Origin of the sequence: Streptomyces sp. NPDC048434 (genome assembly GCF_043200375.1) — a bacterium.
Lineage (GTDB): Bacteria > Actinomycetota > Actinomycetes > Streptomycetales > Streptomycetaceae > Streptomyces.
Map to the genome: position 1 here is coordinate 136,947 of NZ_JBICXQ010000005.1, position 17,430 is coordinate 154,376.

Genomic DNA, 17,430 nt, shown 5'->3' on the forward strand with positions numbered 1-17,430 from the left:
TGACGGTGCCCGTCGCTCACCCGGCCGGCGCAACCACCCGGACCGGTCCAACGCCCGGGAGCTATCCCTGAACTCTGCCGTACCAGCGCCAGCTGGTGCGGCGAGGGTGCCCCGGTAGTTCGGCGCGTCCGGTGGCCCACAGCAGCGTGTGCCAGGGATCGGCGGCCTCCGGGGCGTCCGGAAACAGCCGGGCGAGCACCCGTGCGCACACGTCGGCGGGCGGGTTCCAGGAGAGCTGGAGCCCCTCCGCCAGGTCGTAGGCGTGCACGAGGGTCTCCACGGTGCCCATGGCGGCGAAGCCCTCGGGGTCCGACACCCCGAACACGTGGTGGGCACGCACCTTCGGCGGCGTCGTCCGCGCCATGGCCACCAGCAGAGCGCCGCTCGCCTCCAGCACCTGCAGCAGCCCCGCAGGGCCCGCCGCACGGTCGGCATGCACGGCGTTCGCGGGGCCGCCGGGCCGCCGGCTCTCCCACACAAAGGGCACATTGCCCTCCAACGGCGGCCTCCGGGGGCCCAGTTGGGCGGCGTAGGCGAAGAGATCGTCGCTGAGGTGCTCGACGGTCTCCCAGCAGTCCCACTCCAGCGAGCCTGCCTTGCGGTCCCACGCCGCCGGCGGCGCCTCGCGCAATACGGCCACCGCGAGCTGTACGGCGCGGTCAAGATCGTCCGCGGCGACGGCGGCCGGCTGGAGTGCGACTTCGGTTGATCGGGACATACGGGGACCGTACCGCGAGCGCGGGGGAGTGCGGGCCGACCGGGCCCGCTGGTGGTCGTGCTACGGATCTGACGGTCTATCGTAGGCGCATGTCCGCGCCTGAACTGATCCGTATCGTCTCCCGCGACTCGCCGATGGCCCTGGCCCAGGTGGAGCGCGTCCGCGCCGAACTCGGCGCCCTCCACCCCGGCATCGCCACCGAGGTCATCCCGGTCAAGACGACCGGCGACCGCTGGATGGGCGCCCTCTCCCAGGTCGAGGGGAAGGGAGCGTTCACCAAGGAGGTCGACGCCGCCCTCCTGGCCGGTGAGGCGGACCTCGCGGTGCACTGCGTCAAGGACATCCCGGGCGACCGCCCGCTGCCGGCCGGCACCACCTTTGCCGCGTTCCTCGAACGCGATGACGTCCGGGACGCGCTGATCCACCCCGACGGGCTCACTCTCGACGAACTGCCCGACGGCACCCGGATCGGTACCTCCTCGGTCCGCCGGATCGCGCAGCTCGCCGCTTCCCATCCGCACCTGCAGTGTGTGCCGATGCGCGGCAACGCCAACCGCCGCATGGAGAAGCTCGCGGCCGGTGAGGCGGATGCACTGCTGCTGGCCGTCTCCGGTCTCGAACGCATCGGCCGTACGGACGTGATCACCCAGATCCTGTCGGTGGACGAGATGTGCCCGCCCATCGGCGCGGGCGTGCTGGCGCTCCAGTGCCGCGAGGGCGACACCGACACCATCGACGCCGTCAGCGGTCTCGGCCATCCCCGGACCTTCCAGGAGACCACCGCCGAACGCATGCTGCTGCACGTGCTGCAGGGCCACTGCAACAGCCCCATCGCCGGTTACGCCAAGACCGACGGCCGCGGTGAACTGTCGCTGCGGGCCTGTGTGTTCACCCCGGACGGCAAGACGGTTCTCAACGCGCACGAATGGGCCGGCCCGCTCACCCCGGAGACGCTCGGCACGTCCGTGGCCGTCGCCCTGCTGCGTCAGGGCGCCCGCGAGCTGATCGACGGGATCGCGCACTGAGGTCCGTGTCCCACCTGGGCCGGCGAGCTCTGACCGAGGTGGGAGACCGGTTGGGGGGCCTTCAGCGGGCGAATGCTGCTGATACGCGGGCTTGGTCCTCTGTGGTGAAGGCGAAGGTACTGGCCGGATTTCGGTAGGAGTGCGTGCCGTCGTTGGCGAGAACTCCGTTGTGGGTGGTCCAGGAAGTGGGGCCGGTCGGGCCTTGATCTTCGACGAGCGCAGCCGCAAGGTCGTGAGGCGCCTCGGCGGAGGTGCGGGCATCGAGTGCGGCTGCCAGGCGTGGCATCGCGCTATCCGGGAGCTCGTCGTCTCCCATGGCGGGCAGCAGAAGCAGGAGGCGGGCGTGTGGGTCGGTGGTGCTGCCCCCGGCCAGGCCGTTGTCGGCAGCGCTGATCAGCTCGGACCAGGACATGGCCGGTCCCATGAAATGCCCGTCGTCCCGCGCGAGAAGCAGGGCACGTTCCCAGGCCGGGTGGTGCAGGAGGTAGTCGACACCGGGGTCGTCGTTGTCGGTGCGATAGACGACGTGGAGACGGTGCTCCGCGCCCAGCGGGATCGTGAAGACGGGCCAGTTCACTCGTTCCGTCAACTGCCGGTGGAACTCCTCGGCCGCGTCGTGGTCGGCGCCGAAGAGCAGCTCTTCCGTCTCCTCGCGCTGAGCGATGGAGTACAGGTGGCCGGGCCAGAAGAGGGCTGGCTTGAGCAGTTCCGGCTCGGGTGTGAGCGGTCCGCATGCGTACCCGGGTATCTCCATCATGGCGGTCATCATGCCGCGTGGCTGTGTTGGGGTCGGAGGGGACCACCGTTGGGGTGGACGGGCATGCTCTGTCCACCCCAACGACGGCCGTCGGCTCAGCCCTTCAGGCGGGTGATTGCCGGTACGAGGTCTCCTTGTTCGGAGATGCCGGCGGCCCAGAGGTCGGCGCTCTTGGGCACCGTGGTGAAGCTCCGTACGACGATGCCCGGAGTGGAAGCCGTGTCCCACTGGTTCGTCTTCCCGTTCCACCGCAGGGCCACGGTCGCGGGGCCCTTACCGCCGACGGCCCACAGATCGCCGTTCGCCGCCTTGCCGACGGCACGCAGCCGGCCGTCCGCCACGTCCGGCGTTTTTGCCGCTGTCCAGGCGGTGCCGTTCCAGTGCACCGCGAGGGGACGATCCGCGCTACCGGACGTGCTGCCGCCCACCGCCCAGATGTCGTCGGAGGCGAACGCGGTGACTCCGCCGAGCCAGTTGTGGGACTTCTGAGGGCCCGGCACGGTGACCCGCTTCCAGCTGGTGCCGTCCCAATGCAGCAGCAGCGCCGTCTGCGGTGACGTGGCGTCGGCGGCATACGCGGCACCGGCCGCCCAGATATCGTCCGGAGCGACGGCCGTTACGCTGCTGAGTTCGCCCGTGCCCACATCGGGCAGGGTCTGCCGTTGCCAGCTCGTGCCGTCCCACGACTGGATGGCCGGGACTCCGTCCTTGATCGAACGGCTCATCGCCCGGCCCACCGTCCAGGCCTTGCCGTCGGACGTCGTCGTCACGGCGTCGGGGACGACATGGCCGCCCGGATCGCGGGCCAGCTGGTGTGTGGTCCATTTGGAGCCGTCCCAGTGCACGGAAGCGCTGCCCACCGCCCAGATATCGGTGGCCGAGCGGACGGCGAGGGCCTGCGGAAAGCTGTTCTCCGGCAGTGTGGACTCCTGGGTCCAGGACGTCCCGTCCCAGCGCAGTGCGACGGCCTCGAGAGCGGTGGCACTCTTCAGCCGATAGCCCACTGCCCAGGCCTGCTTGTCACTCAGAGCGGCTATCGCGGTGAGATCGCCCTTCTTCACGGGCACCTGTGTTGCCTGCCACCCGTCCGCGCGGGATGCCGAGGAGGCGGGAGCGGTGTCGGACGAGGTGGGAACGGTGGCTGCTGCGGATGCGGCCGGTCCACCGTTGATGCCGGTCAGGACCAGTGCCCCGGTGACCACGGTGCCGGCAAGCGATGCCAGCAGCAGCGGTATCCGGCCGGGACGCCGCCTGGGCAGGGAGTTAGTCGATGGCATAGGCATTTCCTTGTCTGGTGGGGATCAGGTCAGCGCACGGGGGCGGTTGATGGGCGCCCGCCTGCTCGCTAGACCTTGGTGGTGATCACGAAGTCGAATGTGCCGGTGTAGCTGCCGTCCTTCGGGCCGGTGAGCCCGATGGCGCAGGCGCGGTTGAACAGCCGGTCGGCGGCGTTGAGGGCGGCGAAGTCCCGGCCGTACGCCTGCGTGTCGTCGGGGAAGTACAGCTGGGTGACGAGCACGGGGCCGCCGGACGCCTGCACCTGGGTGTGGATGTGCGGCGCGCGTTGGCCCCAACGGCCCCAGTAGTCACGGGGGATGATCGTCCGGAGCAGGTAGGCGCCCCTGCTGTCCGTGTACTGGTGCCCGCGGAGCGAGAACCCCGAGGTGTCGTAGTCGCCGTTCTGATCGCACTGCCAGAACTCGATGAGTGTTTCGGGCAGCGGCTTGCAGCTGGTGTCGTACACGACTCCGCTGAGGTCGAGCCGTACCCCGCGGGTGGCCGGGGTGATCAGATCGCCCCGTGCGGGGGAGTTGGGCTTGAACAACGGGCCCTCGATGGAGTCCGGAGTCTCCTGGCCCGAGCAGGCGGGGGTGACGGCGAGCGGGCGTGCCCCGCGGCGTGCCGCTGTTGGCCGGCTCACCTCCGAAGCCTCGGCCGCAGAGCCGGCCGAGGCAGCCAGGCTCGCCCCGAGGGCCACGGTGGTCACGCCCGCGGAAGTGGACCTGATGAAGGACCTCCTCGAACTTCCCTGTTCGCCGCCTGCCCGTGCCGGGGGCCGCGGGCCGGTGTCAGACCCCGGGCTCATATCGTCGGCGTACCGCATCGCATCTCCTTGCCGGAAGGAACTCGTTGACGGGGCACCCGACGAGGGCAGGCCGGTATGGACGGCCGGGGTCAGCGCTGGTGACGTGACGAACGGCTGAAGGTGGGTGTCCTTGGTGGTGTCCTTGTGACGGCCCTGCTGATGACGATCGTTCGCTGTTCCTGTGACGATCGTCCGTGTGACGGCCATCCGGTGGGACGGCTTGGGACGGCCGTGGGGTGATCGGCCCGTCGGGTGCGCTCTCCCGCTCAGCCTCCGATGCCGTATCGGCCCCCGCATCGGTCGGATGACCTACGAGTTGTGCGCGTGACGAAACGACCGGCGCCGGGCGAACAGCCGTCGCCGGCTTCCGGTCCGCTCAGGGGCCGGACTCGGCGTCCGGTGTCCGTCCCGCGACCCGGACGGCGATCTGCGTACGGGACCTGACCCCCAACTTGTCCCGGACCCGGTCCAGATGGCTGGCCACGGTGCTCTTGGAGAGGCCGAGATGTGAGGCGATCTGCTGGTTGGTCATGCCCTCGGCGACCAGCTCGGCGACCGTCGACTCGCGCCCGGTCAGCAGGGGCTGCCCGGCCACGCCGACCCGGCCGGGGTGCCCTTCGTGATCACTGTCGCGTCCTACGGAACGGATCTGCGTACCGCGCAGTGCATACGCGACCAACCGCGTTCCGCGCAGTCGGCGACCGGCCGCCATCGCCGCGCTGACCCCGGAGGGGTGGACCCGCTCCTTGACCCGTGCCACGGCCGCCTCCACCTGCCCCCACCAGTGCGCTTCCGGCTCCGTGTCGATCCGCCGCCGTATCGCGGCGGCGGCCGCGTACAGCCGTAACGACCGCTCCAGGTCCCCCCGCTCCGCCGCCACGATGGCCAGCCCCTCCAGCGGGTAGAGCGCATGGAAGCTCTCGCCGGGCGGCGTCTTGAGCAGTACTTCGGCGAACCTCCGCTCGGCGGCATCCACATCGCCCTGCGCCAGCCGGATCGCCCCTGCGGTGTGCAGAGCGGCCGTCAACTGGCTTGGCGGCGCACTCGCCTCCAACTCGGGCAGGCACTCCTGCATCAGCTGCTCGGCCCGTGCGACCCCGCCCGTTTGGAGCAGCGCCCAGGCCAGATGGTGCCGGCAGAGCGCGAGGTCCAGTGGGCGGCCGAGCGTATGGACCACGTCGAGGCACTCGGCGAAAACAGCGACGGCCTCGGAGAACTCACCCCGGCACAGCCGAGCGGCCGCCAGTGCGTCCAAGGCATTGGCCAGCCTGGCGGGATCCCGTCCCCTGCGCCCGACGGCGACGGCTTCTTGAGCGAAGGCGAGGGCCGCGGCATGGTCGTCCTGCAGACAGGCCGACCGCGCGGCCAGTGCCAATGCCGCGCCGCGGTCTTCGCGGTCCTGCATCTGCTCCCACACCCCCGACAACAGCGTGCGCGCGGCCGTCAACTGCTCCTGGTGGTACTGCAACCGGGCCAGAGCAACGGCGAGCGGGGCGTGCCGACGGTCGGAACGGGAGGCGGAGTAGGCGACGGCTGCCGCGAGGTTCTCCTGCTCCTGGGCGAGGGGCCCCTCGGTGGTGTCGGGGAATGTCCCCGGTGCGACGGCTCCCGCGGCCTGCCCGGCCAGCCAGTCCAGCGCCCGGTCCCATGTGTCATTCAGCTCCCCGGCTTCCGCGAGCCGCGCCATCCCGTAGGCCCGGATCGCGCTCAGCTGCCGGAACCTCGCCGGGCCCCGCGGCTCATCCCCCCGTACCCTCACGACCAGAGATTTGGCCTCCAGCGCGCAGACCACGCGCAAGACCTGCTCCGGGCGCACGGTGCGGTGCGGGGCGGCTCGGTGACCGGGGCTTTCCGTGTGGTGGACGCCGTCCCGGGGAGCGATGCCGTCCCTATGGTCGATGCCGTCCCTGCGGTGGACTTCGTCCTTGCGGTGGACGTCGTCCTTGCGGTGGACTTCGCCCCTGTGGCCGGCGCCACTCGCCTCGCGGACGTATCCGTATTCGTCCCGTCCGCTGCCGCGTTCCCGGTCTCCGTCCTCCTCTCCGTGCCGGTCTCTGTCCTCGCCTCCGCCGTCGCCCCCGTGCTCGTTGTTGCCCTCGTCTCCGTCCCGGTTTTCCGCTCCGTCGGCGCAGACCGCGGCGGCTCCCTGGGCGTCGAAGCCGCCCCCGAGGACCGACAGCCGCCGGAAGACCACTCTCTCCAACGGATCCAGCAAGCGATGACTCCAGTCGATCGCGGCCCCCAACTCGCGATGCCGGCCCGGCCCGGTCCGACTGCCATCGGTCAGCAGCGACAGCTGATCGTCCAGGCCGTGCAGAATGCCCGGCAGGGAGAGTGAGCCCGCCCTGCCCGCCGCCAGTTCGATGGCCAGCGGCAGCCCGTCCAGCCGTCGGCAGATCTCGGCCACCGTACGGGCCTCGTCGGGCCCGAGCCCGAACGCCGCGTCGCTTCTCCGGGCGCGCTCCAGGAACAGCCTGGCTGCCTCCGACTGCAGCAGCTCAGCGGTGTCGTGGTCCTCGCCTGCTGGCGACAGCGACAGTTCGCCGACACGGAAGACGACCTCGCCGGGGACGCGCAGCGGCTCCCGGCTGGTGGCGAGAATCCGCAGGCGGGGGCAACGGGCGAGCAGCGTGGCGGCCAGCTGCGCGCAGGCGTCCGCCAGATGCTCGCAGTTATCCAGCACGACGAGCATTGTGCGAGTGCCCAGCGCATGCACCAGCGCCTCGACGCCTGCCCGGCCGCCGCGCTCGCGCACCCCGAGGGTGGTGGCAAGAGCCTGCGGCAGCAGCTCGCTGTCCTGCAGCGAGTCGAGTGCGGCCCAGTGGGCACGGCCCGCGTGTGCGCCCCGTACGCTGCCCGCCAGCTCCAGTGCCAGACGTGTCTTGCCCACCCCTCCCGGGCCCGTCAGCGTCAGCAGGCGCGAGGAACTCAGCAGCGCACGTAATCGCGACAGCTCCCGCTCACGACCCACGAACGCGTCGAGCGCGGGCGGCAGTCCGCGCCCCGTCAGCTCCGTTCGAGGCGGGACGCGACGCTCCGCGCGCTCCCGGAACGCGCGTTGCCGACAGGCACTGGAGCAGTACCGCGCGGGCCGGCCGCCCCGAGCCGTGCCGCCGCTTGCAGCCCGTGAGGGCGTCGGGAGCGGCGCACCACATGCTTCACATCCCCACGACTTCGCCACACCAGGCATCCTGCACAACAGGCGTCCTTCGCACCAGCGTTGCACGTGGTGGCCGCCCCGCACCGGCAGGCGGCCACACTTCCGTCGCCCAGGCGCCTCAGTCGAGGAGATCGACCCGGAACGTCAGCAGATTGGTCCCGAGCGCCCGGACCGCAGCGCTGTTGAACCGCGGCAAGGCCTTGAGCCGCGCCCGAGCGTCGTCCTGTGGGACCGGATGAGCGGTGCCGACATGCCACCGTCCCTTGACCCGGACCCGGACCCGGGAATGCGCCTGGATGTTCCGTACGTACTGTGACTTGTCGCCGTACTCGGAAACGAACCAGAATTCATTCCCGACGCGGCGACCGCCGATCGGTGTCCGACGGGGCAATCCGGACTTTCGTCCGGTCGTCTCCAGGAGGGTCTGGTGCGGCAGCCGAGCGAGGATCGGGTTGCCGATCCGCCTCTGGAACGACGTCACAGTCCGAAATTTCATCTCGCGATAGCGCGACATCCGTGGCCCATCCGTTCATTGCTGGAATTCCTCGGCGATGGTCAGGCCGTCAGAGTGCGCGGATGCGCCGCGGCATGACTCGTCACGATGTCACCATTGTCCCCGGATCACGGCCTCGCTGCCCCCGGGCTCTCCTTCTCCCACGGCACGACAACGACCTGCTCGTCATCCTCATAAATAATCTTTCCCGGATTTGTGGACTCGATCCGCTCGCAGGCCACGTCATGCGCGGCCAGCAGCTCCAAGTAGCCGTCCACCCGGTCGATGAGATGCACCGCGTGAGCCTTGAACCACGCCGCGGCCCCCGGGTTGAGTTCGCGATCGTAGACAGTGGGGTCGATGTGCGAGGGGTTGGTGTACGTGGCGTCGTACCAGTCGTTGCCGGCGCGCCAGAAGCGGTACTGCTCGTCGCTCAACTTGCCCTGCCGGGCAAGGCCGTTGGCGAGGCCGAAGATGCCGGGGAAATGACCTCTCGGATTACGCCTGGCCCCCTGAAACCTTACGTACAGCGTGATGTTCTTCTGGTCCCCGATGACTCTCACGGTGTGCGGCATGGACCCATCTTCGTCGAGGAGGCTCCGGCACCTCACGCTTCTTCGCACATTCGGGACCCGGCTCAGGGGCTGGAGGTCCTGCCGGTCGGTCATCGCTCATCGGTCATCGCTCATCGGTCCGCGGCCCAGCGTTGGACGGATCGCGCGGGGCGGGACCAGCTCGGGAACGGGAGACGCCTGCTGCGGCCGGAGCGGAGCCGGCCGGGAGCGCGAACCGGACGTTCCCCCGTGAACGGTCTCGGGTTCCACCGGACGTTCCCGCGTCAACGGTCTCGGGTTCCACCGGACGTTGCCCCGTCAACGGTCTCGGCCCCTGGGATGATCTTTGCGCGCCCGCCGCGCTCATGACACGATGTCCAGCGCCCGCGCGGGGGAGCGGTGGACGAGTGGGGACAACCTCCCTTTGTGCACCGAGTTTGCAAACTGTGGTGCTCCCTACTTCCCGGGGCGGCGAGAACGCACCAAGCCGCAGTCACAGGATCACAAGGGAACGGGACGCCGACATGACTACCTCCACCTCCAGCCCTACCCCCATCTACGAAGAGCTCGTCGAGGAACACGGCGACATCCTCGCCGAAGCCCGCGAGGCCGCCGAGCGTTCCCAGCAGACGGCCACCCAAGCGCTGGACTGGAGCGATCTGCGACGCCGACATTGATTTCTGCGGCCTTGCGCCGGCAGCCCTCGCTGTCCGAGCCGTGCAGCCGTCATCAGAGCCCTGCGGCGATGGCTTGGCGGTAGCCCGTCGGGATGTGGAAATGCGTTGCACCCCTGAGGACTCCGAGCTGTTCCGTCTGGCTCGGCGTCCCTCGGCGGGACGTGGTGGGTGATTCCGTCGGGGGAGTGGCGTCGCGCAGGATGTGCGGACTCAGTCCGTCCGGGGAAAAGCATCCACGAGCCGCGCCGGAGCTGCTTGCTTCCAGGAGTCCACGAGGATGTCCTGTAGCTCGTCCAGATCCTCCAGCTCGGCCAGCCGCACCCGCACCCAGGCGGAGCCGGCCTCGTGCGGCGGCACCCAGAACTTCGCCGGTTCCGCGGCAATCAACTCTTGCCGCTCATGCATCGGGCAGCGCACGGCGAACGATGTCTCATCGTCGGGGATCGTGATGAACATCTTTCCGGCGACCCGGAATGTGGGCATGTCCCAGGCTTCCTTCTCCACCGTCTCGGGCAGGGAAAGGGCGATACGGCGGACATCAGCGGAATCGATCACGGCCACCAACCTACCTGGGGCACGGAACGCCACGTACCCCCGTCAGGGACCACAAGGCTCCTCGGTCAAGGACCACAACGTTCCTCGGTCAGGAGGGGGAGTGTGAACCTTTGTCCCGGATCAGATTCTCGACGTGGTCGAACCGCGCGTGCAGCGTGTGCAGCTCCGAACGAAGCGCCTCCGCATCCTCGCGTGCATGGTTCCCCACCGCCTTGCCCACGCGGACCATGTCCTGCTCAGCGCGGCCGACGAACCAGGTGGCCAGGGCGGCCGTGATGACCCCGAACGCCGTAATGGCGCTGAGCATCAAGAAGGAAGCAATGATGCGGCCCCACAGCGTGACCGGATAGAAATCCCCGTATCCCACTGTGGTCGCTGTTTCGATTGACCACCACAATGCCCTCGGATAAGACGTGATATTGGCGCGGGGCGCACCGGATTCGGCGACCACGACAAGAGCGGCACCTCCGAGAAGTACCGCGGTCATGACCAGGGTGACCCAGAGCGCCGCTTGTGCATGAAGCCGGCGCCACGCTTCATTGCCGAAGAGGCGATTCAGTACGGACGAGAGAAACGACGGCACCAACGGGCGTCACCTTCCACTGCGGGCCTGCTGGGCATCCGGCCCTTAGCCATCGCTGACATTAACAGCACCCAACGCCATGCCCGGATATGTCGATGGCGGATTCCGGCGCGGTGCAGCAGGGGTGTCGCCGCGGACGGCATGTACATAGAGCGCCAGCGTGTCGGTCGTGAAATACGAGCTGTAGGAGACGTCCGGGATGTCGCCTCCCGTGTGGTAGCCGCCGATGACCCCGATCAGGGCGTAACCGGTGAAGTCCCGTACCAGGAACGGCCCGCCGGAGGTGCCGCCGATATAGCCCGCGCAGGCAATCTCCAGGAAGTCGCCGGGGGCGGCCGGGTCGGTACTGGTGTAGCGATGTGTGGAGGAGCTGCAGTCCAGGGGTTTGGGGTGGGTGGTGTCGCTGTTGCCGGGGTAGCCGATGAGCCGCACGTTCCGGTGGTCGTACCCCGGGTACGGAAGGAGGTCGAAGCCGCCCGTCACTTCCTCCACCTCGGCCCCGTCCTCCCTCGCCCCGAGCCGGACCACCGCGTAGTCCCAGCGGGCACCCGCGTTCGTACCGAGGTCGTAGTACCGCTGGTCGAGGTAGATGCGGTCGACGGGGTAGATGCCGTGCGGCTTCAGCCCGTCGTGGTACTGCGGCACGAAGGACAGGTGGCGCTTCGGGTCGGGGGAGCGCAGACAGTGGGCGGCACTGACCACGAGGTCGCGGTGCGGGCTGCGTACGACCGTGCCGCCACAGAACCGGCCGGTGTTGCTGCCGTCCGTCCAGAAGAAGGTCCCCACCTGGGGGAGACCGTCGAACGGGTGGCTCGGCGGAGTGGGGCCCGCCGCCGGGCGCCGCGCCTGCGAACTCCGGGTGACGACGGCCGGTTCGGCTGCCCTCATCCGCTGCGGGCTCCAGTACGTGCCGGCCGACGCGGCCGGGTGACCGGGGCCGTCCGGGGTACCCGCCGCCTGCGCGAGCGGTCCGGGCGGCAGGGCGAGCGACAGTCCGAGTAGCAGGGTGGTGAGCCGCAGAGTCGAACGGCCGCGTGCAGCAGTCGGTCTGCTCATGATCCGGGTCCTCCCCAAGGCCTGGCGTACGGGACGGGGACAGGTGCGAGCGAGCGTGCCATGGTCCTACGGCGGGGAGGCGTATGGCGAGAGGCCGGGCCGGAATTCCTGCTGGTGGTGGGGAGTTGGCACGGGCGGCCGATAGCGGCCTCCTTCAGCCGGGGGACCACCAAGAGCCGGGGCCGCCGCGCCGTGCTTCCTCCGCGTCCGTGCTCAGGCCGAGGCCAGTCCGGCCAGTCGCAGCACCGCGTCGAGGCCGCGCAGCGAGCCGGGCGCTGATCCCGCGGGAAGCACATACGAACGCAGGCCCGCGCCGACCGCTCCGCCGTCCTTGGCGGGGTTGTCACCCACCATGAGCGTCTCCGACGGATCCGCGCCCAGCTCGCGGCAGGCGTGCCGGAACAGCAGCGGGTCGGGCTTTTCCGTGTGGTGCTCGTAGGAGTGCACCCAGGCCGAGAAGTACCGGTCCAGATCATGGTGGGCGAAGGTCGCCCGCAGATCCCAGCCGACGTCGCTCACCACCCCCAGGGCCAGGCCGCTCTGTGCGAGGTGGGCGAGCGTGGATGCGGTGTCCGCATAGGGCAGCCACTGCTCGGGAGCCTGCAGTTGTTCGTAGAGCGCCTCGGCGAGCGGAGCGAGTTCGGGGACCGAGGCGTACCACGTGGTGAAGGCATGCCGGTGAGCCTTCGAGGAGACGTCCCGCGCTCGTTGGGCCTGGATGACCTCGGGGTCGGACAGCCCTGCTTCCAGCCCGCTCAGCAGACGGTCCATCGTCGCGTCGTCCACCGGCCGGTCGGAGGCTGCCCGGATCCTGTCCTCGTACGCTCCGATCTGGAACAGCGTGCCGGAGAAGTCGAAGAGCACGGCCCGGACGGCGGCCGGGGCTGCTGCTGGCGAGGCGGCGGTGACGCGGAGGGGCCCTTCGGGACCGCAGACAGGGAGGAAACTCATGCGTTCTTCCTACCGCGGTTCAGCTGGGCGCGACGGGATGAACCGTCTTCGCGGCACGGGTAGCGGTGGGGCCGGCTCCTGGTTTCGCACGGCGGCCCTTCTGCCCACTTTCCACTGGACCGGCCACCCCCTCATCTCCCACCTCCAGGCCTTGTCCGGTGGCTGCGGCGGTGACCCTGCCGGCTCCCTCCGTGAACATCGATCACACACAGTGATACATCGGGCGGGCCCAGGCCCGCGCCGCTCGCTCGCCGCCCACAACCGACCGGAGGTAACCTGAATCCACTGCTCCCGCAGCCCCGTCCCGGGGAGGTCGCATGACCGCTGCTGTGAGCCTCCGCCCCAGCAAGGCGGACGCACTCCGCTACAACCCCATCGCCGAGCACGGTCTGATCGGGGACATGCGTACGGCCGCGCTCGTCGGCACCAACGGCACCATCGACTGGTATTGCTGCACCCGCTTCGACGCACCCAGTGTCTTCGCGGCGATCCTGGACGCCGACCGGGGCGGGGCCTTCGAGCTGGCCCCGGACGTACCCGCCCGCACGAAGCAGTTCTACTTCCCCGACACCAACATCCTGATCACGCGGTTCTTCGCGGACCACGGCGTCGGCGAGGTCCAGGACTTCATGCCGATCGTCGACGACTCACGCGAGGCGGACCGTCACCGGCTGATCCGTCGGGTGCTCTGCGTGCGGGGGTCGCTGCCGTTCACCGCCCGGGTGGCTCCCCGCTTCGACTACGGGCGCAGCACACACACGGTGAGTACGCGGCAGGGCCAGACCGTGTTCGACTCCCCGGATCTCTCACTGGCGCTGACCTCCAGCGTCCCGGTCGAGATCGACGGCCCGGACGCCACTTCCTCGTTCACGCTGGGCGAGGGGGAGGCCGCGGTGTTCGCGCTCGACCGGATCGGGGGCGGGCTGGAGCCGCGGGCCTGCCCGGTGACGGAGGCGGAAGAGCTGTTCGGCGCCACGGTGCGGTACTGGCGCAAGTGGCTGTCGCGCTCCCGCTACCGAGGGCGCTGGCGGGAGATGGTGCACCGCTCCGCGCTCACCCTCAAGCTCCTCACGTACGCCCCGACCGGCGCCATCGTGGCAGCTCCCACGACCAGCCTGCCCGAACAGGTCGGCGGCGAGCGCAACTGGGACTACCGCTATGCGTGGGTGAGAGACGCCGCGTTCTGCATCTACGCACTGCTCAGACTGGGCTTCACCGACGAGGCCCAGGCCTTTGTGCACTTCCTGTCCGAGAACGTCGGCCTCCATCACGGCGCTGACGGACCGCTGCAGATTATGTACGGCATCGACGGCCGCAGCGAACTCCCCGAAGAAGAACTCCTCCATCTGGAGGGTCACTTGGGCTCGTCGCCCGTCCGGGTCGGCAACGAAGCCGTCAACCAGCTCCAACTGGACATCTACGGGGCCCTCATCGACTCCCTCTACCTCTACGACAAGTGGGGGGAGCCGCTGTCCAGCGACCACTGGACCACCGTCGGAACCCTGGTCAACTGGGTCTGTGACAACTGGGACCAGCCGGACGAAGGCATTTGGGAGACCCGCGGCAAGGCCCAGCGCTTTCTGTACTCACAGCTGATGTGCTGGGTGGCGATCGAGCGCGCGATGCGGATCGCCACTCACCGGGGTCTGCCGGCGGACATGCCCCGCTGGGCGCATGCCCGCGACGCGATCTACCAGCGGATCATGGAGAGTGGCTGGTCCGACAAGCGACAAGCATTCGTCCAGCACGAGGGCGACGACGTCCTCGACGCGTCCGTCCTGATGATGCCGCTGGCCAAGTTCATCTCTCCCACCGACCCGAAATGGCTGTCCACGCTGGACGCGTTGGGCGAGGAGCTGGTATCCGACTCCCTAGTCTACCGCTATGACCCCCGCCGCAGCCCGGACGGGTTGCGCGGTCAGGAGGGCACCTTCTCGGTCTGCTCGTTCTGGTACGTCGAGGCGCTGTCCCGCGCGGGCCGGGTGGACGAGGCCCGGCTCGCCTTCGAGAAGATGCTCACCTACGGCAACCACCTGGGGTTGTACGCCGAAGAGATCGGCCATACCGGCGAACAGATCGGCAACTTCCCCCAGGCCTTCACCCATCTTGGGCTCATCAGCGCCGCCTTCAACCTCGACCGGGCCCTGGGCTGAAGCGCCGTAGCCGTGTCGCCGACGTCGTGCGGTGCGCACCGGAGAAACCGGCGCCTCAGAGCCTGGGGCGCCGGCTCATGTCCGGGCGGCCGAGGTGGCCGGGTGCGCGTTGCTCCTCGCCCCACCACAGGTGCGGCGGGAGGTACTGGCGGATCGCCGCCGTCACCTTGTCCCTGCTGCCGGGCGGCAGCGGTAGCCGGTAGCGCAGGCGCGGCAGACCGGGGGCGACCGGCTCCTCGTCGATGGGGATGACGGTCAGCGCGCCACGGCGTCCGGTGCGCACCACGGTGGCGTCCGGGGCCGGGAGTTCTGTGGCATGGACATGGGGCCGCAGTGTACGCAAGTCCGCCTGCCTCGGGTTCCATCGACATCTCCTGAACGCGAGAAGGCCTCCGCAAGCGATCTGTCGCTCGGCCGTATTCGGCATCAACTTGCCTAAATTGCCTCAAGTTTGATGGATGGTCAGTACCAAGTTTTCGGATTCCCGACAGAAGTCTTGACGCACCGTTCACATGTGATGAACATGCATCGGGCAAGAGAGCGCTCCCATGAACATCACTCGTTCACTTCCTGAATCAGGAGAGCTGCTATGCCCACACCCCCCACAGACGCCACGGCTTCCCGCACGCCGAGGCCCTCACGTCGCAGAGTCCTGGCCGCGATGGCAGCCGCGCTCCCCGCCGCAAGTCTGCCGGTGCTCTCCTCCCGGGCGTCCGCGGCCCCTGCTGCCGCCGCGCTGCCGGGCGGCGGCGATCTCGGCCCCAATGTGCTGGTCTTCGATCCCGCCACGCCGGACATCCAGGGAAAACTGGACGAGATCTTCAAGCAGCAGGAGTCGGCCCAGTTCGGCAACGGGAGGTACGCACTCCTCTTCAAGCCGGGCACCTACAACGGTCTGAACGCCCAGCTCGGCTTCTACACCTCCATCGCGGGCCTCGGGCTGTCGCCCGACGACACCACCATCAACGGTGATGTCACCGTCGACGCGGGCTGGTTCAACGGCAATGCGACACAGAACTTCTGGCGCTCGGCGGAGAACCTCGCGCTCCGTCCCGTCAACGGCACCAACCGGTGGGCCGTGGCCCAGGCGGCGCCGTTCCGGCGGATGCACGTCAAGGGCGGACTGAATCTGTCCCCCGACGGCTACGGCTGGGCGAGCGGCGGCTACATCGCCGACAGCCGGATCGACGGCACGGTGGGGCCGTACTCCCAGCAGCAGTGGTACACCCGTGACAGCTCGGTGGGTGGCTGGAACAACGCCGTGTGGAACATGGTGTTCTCAGGGGTCGAGGGAGCCCCCGCCCAGAGCTTCCCCGACCCCCCGTACACCACGCTCGACACCACCCCCGTCTCCCGCGAAAAGCCCTTCCTCTATCTCGACGGGGCCGACTACAAGGTCTTCCTGCCCGAGAAGCGCACCAACTCCCGCGGCACCACCTGGGGCAACGGCACACCACGGGGCGAGTCCCTGCCGCTCGGCCAGTTCTATGTGGCCAAGCCCGGTGTCGACGCGGCGACCCTCAACGCCGCGCTGGCGCAGGGGCTCAACGTGCTTCTCACACCCGGGATTTACCGCGTCGACCGGCCGATCGAGGTCCAGCGCGCGAACACGGTGGTCCTGGGGCTGGGGTACGCGACCCTGGTTCCGGAGAACGGTGTGACGGCCTTGAAGGTCGCCGACGTCGACGGTGTGCGGCTCGCCGGGTTCCTGCTCGACGCCGGCCCGGTCAACTCCGCCACGCTGCTGGAGGTCGGCCCCCAGGGTGCCTCCGCAAACCACGCCGCCAACCCGACCACGGTGCAGGACGTCTTCATCCGGATCGGCGGGGCGGGCGCCGGCAAGGCGACCACCAGCATGGTGATCAACAGCAACCACACCATCGTCGATCACACCTGGGTCTGGCGCGCCGACCACGGCGAGGGCGTGGGCTGGGAGACCAACCGGGCCGACTACGGGGTCCGCGTCAACGGTGACGACGTCCTGGCGACCGGGCTCTTCGTCGAGCACTTCAACAAGTACGACGTGGAGTGGCGCGGCGAGCGGGGACGCACGGTCTTCTTCCAGAACGAGAAGGCGTACGACGCGCCCAATCAGGCCGCGGTGCAGAACGGCAGCACCAAGGGGTACGCCGCGTACAAGATCGCTGACGAGGTGACCACTCACGAAGGGTGGGGCCTGGGCAGCTACTGCTTCTACAACGTGGATCCCACCATCCGCCAGGACCACGGCTTCGAGGCTCCGAACAAGCCGGGCGTGAAGTTCCACGACCTGCTCGTGGTCTCCCTGGGGGGCAAGGGCCAGTACGAGCACGTGATCGACGGCATCGGCGCACCCACCTCGGGTACCTCGACGGTGCCGTCGACGGTGGTGTCCTATCCGTGACCCGTGACTCGTGACCCGTGACCCGCGACCCGTGACCGTGACCCCCGGTTCGTGATCGCCGCCCCTGATCCTGATCATCCCGATCCCTGACTCCCTGGCTCCCTGGCTCCCTGGCTCCCGGATCCGTGACCCCGGATCCCTCGGATCGCCCTCCTCCCCGACCGCCCCCTGGGACGGCCCGCGCCTCCGTTCGGCAACGGTCGGCGGCACCGTGCCAGGGGGCCGTTACGGGCGGGCCGGCCGCGCGGCCTACCGTAGGGCGGCGCATCTGTAGAGCCT

The 17,430-nt window shown here is 69.3% G+C and carries 16 protein-coding genes; 4 read left to right on the top strand and 12 right to left on the bottom strand.

The features are described 5' to 3' along the window. Positions 1-61 precede the first annotated feature (61 nt). Positions 62-718 (bottom strand): maleylpyruvate isomerase N-terminal domain-containing protein, encoded by a 657-nt coding sequence (locus ACGFWI_RS08095; RefSeq protein WP_393905072.1) that lies wholly within the window; start codon positions 716-718, stop codon positions 62-64. 89 nt (positions 719-807) lie between these two features. On the opposite strand from ACGFWI_RS08095, the gene hemC reads away from it, so the two are divergent. Then, positions 808-1,743, top strand: coding sequence for a hydroxymethylbilane synthase (gene hemC, locus ACGFWI_RS08100; RefSeq protein WP_393905073.1), 936 nt, complete (start codon positions 808-810; stop codon positions 1,741-1,743). A gap of 61 nt (positions 1,744-1,804) precedes the next feature. On the opposite strand, the gene ACGFWI_RS08105 is transcribed toward hemC, so the two are convergent. The 6 genes from ACGFWI_RS08105 to ACGFWI_RS08130 form a co-directional block, all read right to left on the bottom strand. Next, positions 1,805-2,500, bottom strand: coding sequence for a hypothetical protein (locus ACGFWI_RS08105; RefSeq protein ID WP_393905074.1), 696 nt, complete (start codon positions 2,498-2,500; stop codon positions 1,805-1,807). 95 nt (positions 2,501-2,595) lie between these two features. After that, entirely contained in the window at positions 2,596-3,777 is a 1,182-nt protein-coding gene (locus tag ACGFWI_RS08110) for a hypothetical protein (protein ID WP_393905075.1), read from the bottom strand. Between the two features lie 68 nt (positions 3,778-3,845). Beyond that, entirely contained in the window at positions 3,846-4,421 is a 576-nt protein-coding gene (locus tag ACGFWI_RS08115; protein ID WP_393905076.1) for a dioxygenase, read from the bottom strand. A gap of 541 nt (positions 4,422-4,962) precedes the next feature. Further along, positions 4,963-7,776, bottom strand: coding sequence for a LuxR C-terminal-related transcriptional regulator (locus tag ACGFWI_RS08120; RefSeq protein ID WP_393905077.1), 2,814 nt, complete (start codon positions 7,774-7,776; stop codon positions 4,963-4,965). Between the two features lie 88 nt (positions 7,777-7,864). Then, positions 7,865-8,260, bottom strand: coding sequence for a nitroreductase/quinone reductase family protein (locus tag ACGFWI_RS08125; RefSeq protein ID WP_393905078.1), 396 nt, complete (start codon positions 8,258-8,260; stop codon positions 7,865-7,867). A gap of 107 nt (positions 8,261-8,367) precedes the next feature. Next, positions 8,368-8,814, bottom strand: a complete 447-nt coding sequence (locus ACGFWI_RS08130) for a hypothetical protein (RefSeq protein ID WP_393905240.1) — start codon at positions 8,812-8,814, stop codon at positions 8,368-8,370. Positions 8,815-9,317: 503 nt separating this feature from the next. On the opposite strand from ACGFWI_RS08130, the gene ACGFWI_RS08135 reads away from it, so the two are divergent. After that, the gene (locus tag ACGFWI_RS08135) at positions 9,318-9,470 is read left to right on the top strand and encodes a hypothetical protein (protein WP_393905079.1); all 153 of its coding nucleotides are present in this window, start codon (positions 9,318-9,320) and stop codon (positions 9,468-9,470) included. Between the two features lie 210 nt (positions 9,471-9,680). On the opposite strand, the gene ACGFWI_RS08140 is transcribed toward ACGFWI_RS08135, so the two are convergent. The 4 genes from ACGFWI_RS08140 to ACGFWI_RS08155 form a co-directional block, all read right to left on the bottom strand. Continuing rightward, on the bottom strand, positions 9,681-10,025 hold the full coding sequence (locus ACGFWI_RS08140; RefSeq protein ID WP_393905080.1) for an MmcQ/YjbR family DNA-binding protein: 345 nt from the start codon (positions 10,023-10,025) through the stop codon (positions 9,681-9,683). A gap of 88 nt (positions 10,026-10,113) precedes the next feature. Then, positions 10,114-10,611: a potassium channel family protein gene (locus ACGFWI_RS08145; protein ID WP_393905081.1), complete on the bottom strand. Its 498-nt coding sequence runs from the start codon at positions 10,609-10,611 to the stop codon at positions 10,114-10,116. Between the two features lie 42 nt (positions 10,612-10,653). After that, positions 10,654-11,664 (bottom strand): trypsin-like serine peptidase, encoded by a 1,011-nt coding sequence (locus ACGFWI_RS08150; RefSeq protein WP_393905082.1) that lies wholly within the window; start codon positions 11,662-11,664, stop codon positions 10,654-10,656. A gap of 213 nt (positions 11,665-11,877) precedes the next feature. Continuing rightward, the gene (locus ACGFWI_RS08155) at positions 11,878-12,615 is read right to left on the bottom strand and encodes an HAD family hydrolase (RefSeq protein WP_393905083.1); all 738 of its coding nucleotides are present in this window, start codon (positions 12,613-12,615) and stop codon (positions 11,878-11,880) included. A 317-nt stretch (positions 12,616-12,932) separates the two neighbouring features. Between ACGFWI_RS08155 and ACGFWI_RS08160 the strand changes: the two genes are divergently transcribed. Further along, the gene (locus ACGFWI_RS08160; RefSeq protein WP_393905084.1) at positions 12,933-14,768 is read left to right on the top strand and encodes a glycoside hydrolase family 15 protein; all 1,836 of its coding nucleotides are present in this window, start codon (positions 12,933-12,935) and stop codon (positions 14,766-14,768) included. Positions 14,769-14,823: 55 nt separating this feature from the next. On the opposite strand, the gene ACGFWI_RS08165 is transcribed toward ACGFWI_RS08160, so the two are convergent. Further along, on the bottom strand, positions 14,824-15,111 hold the full coding sequence (locus tag ACGFWI_RS08165) for a hypothetical protein (protein ID WP_393905085.1): 288 nt from the start codon (positions 15,109-15,111) through the stop codon (positions 14,824-14,826). A 246-nt stretch (positions 15,112-15,357) separates the two neighbouring features. Between ACGFWI_RS08165 and ACGFWI_RS08170 the strand changes: the two genes are divergently transcribed. After that, positions 15,358-17,151, top strand: a complete 1,794-nt coding sequence (locus tag ACGFWI_RS08170) for a coagulation factor 5/8 type domain-containing protein (protein WP_393905086.1) — start codon at positions 15,358-15,360, stop codon at positions 17,149-17,151. Positions 17,152-17,430 lie beyond the last annotated feature (279 nt).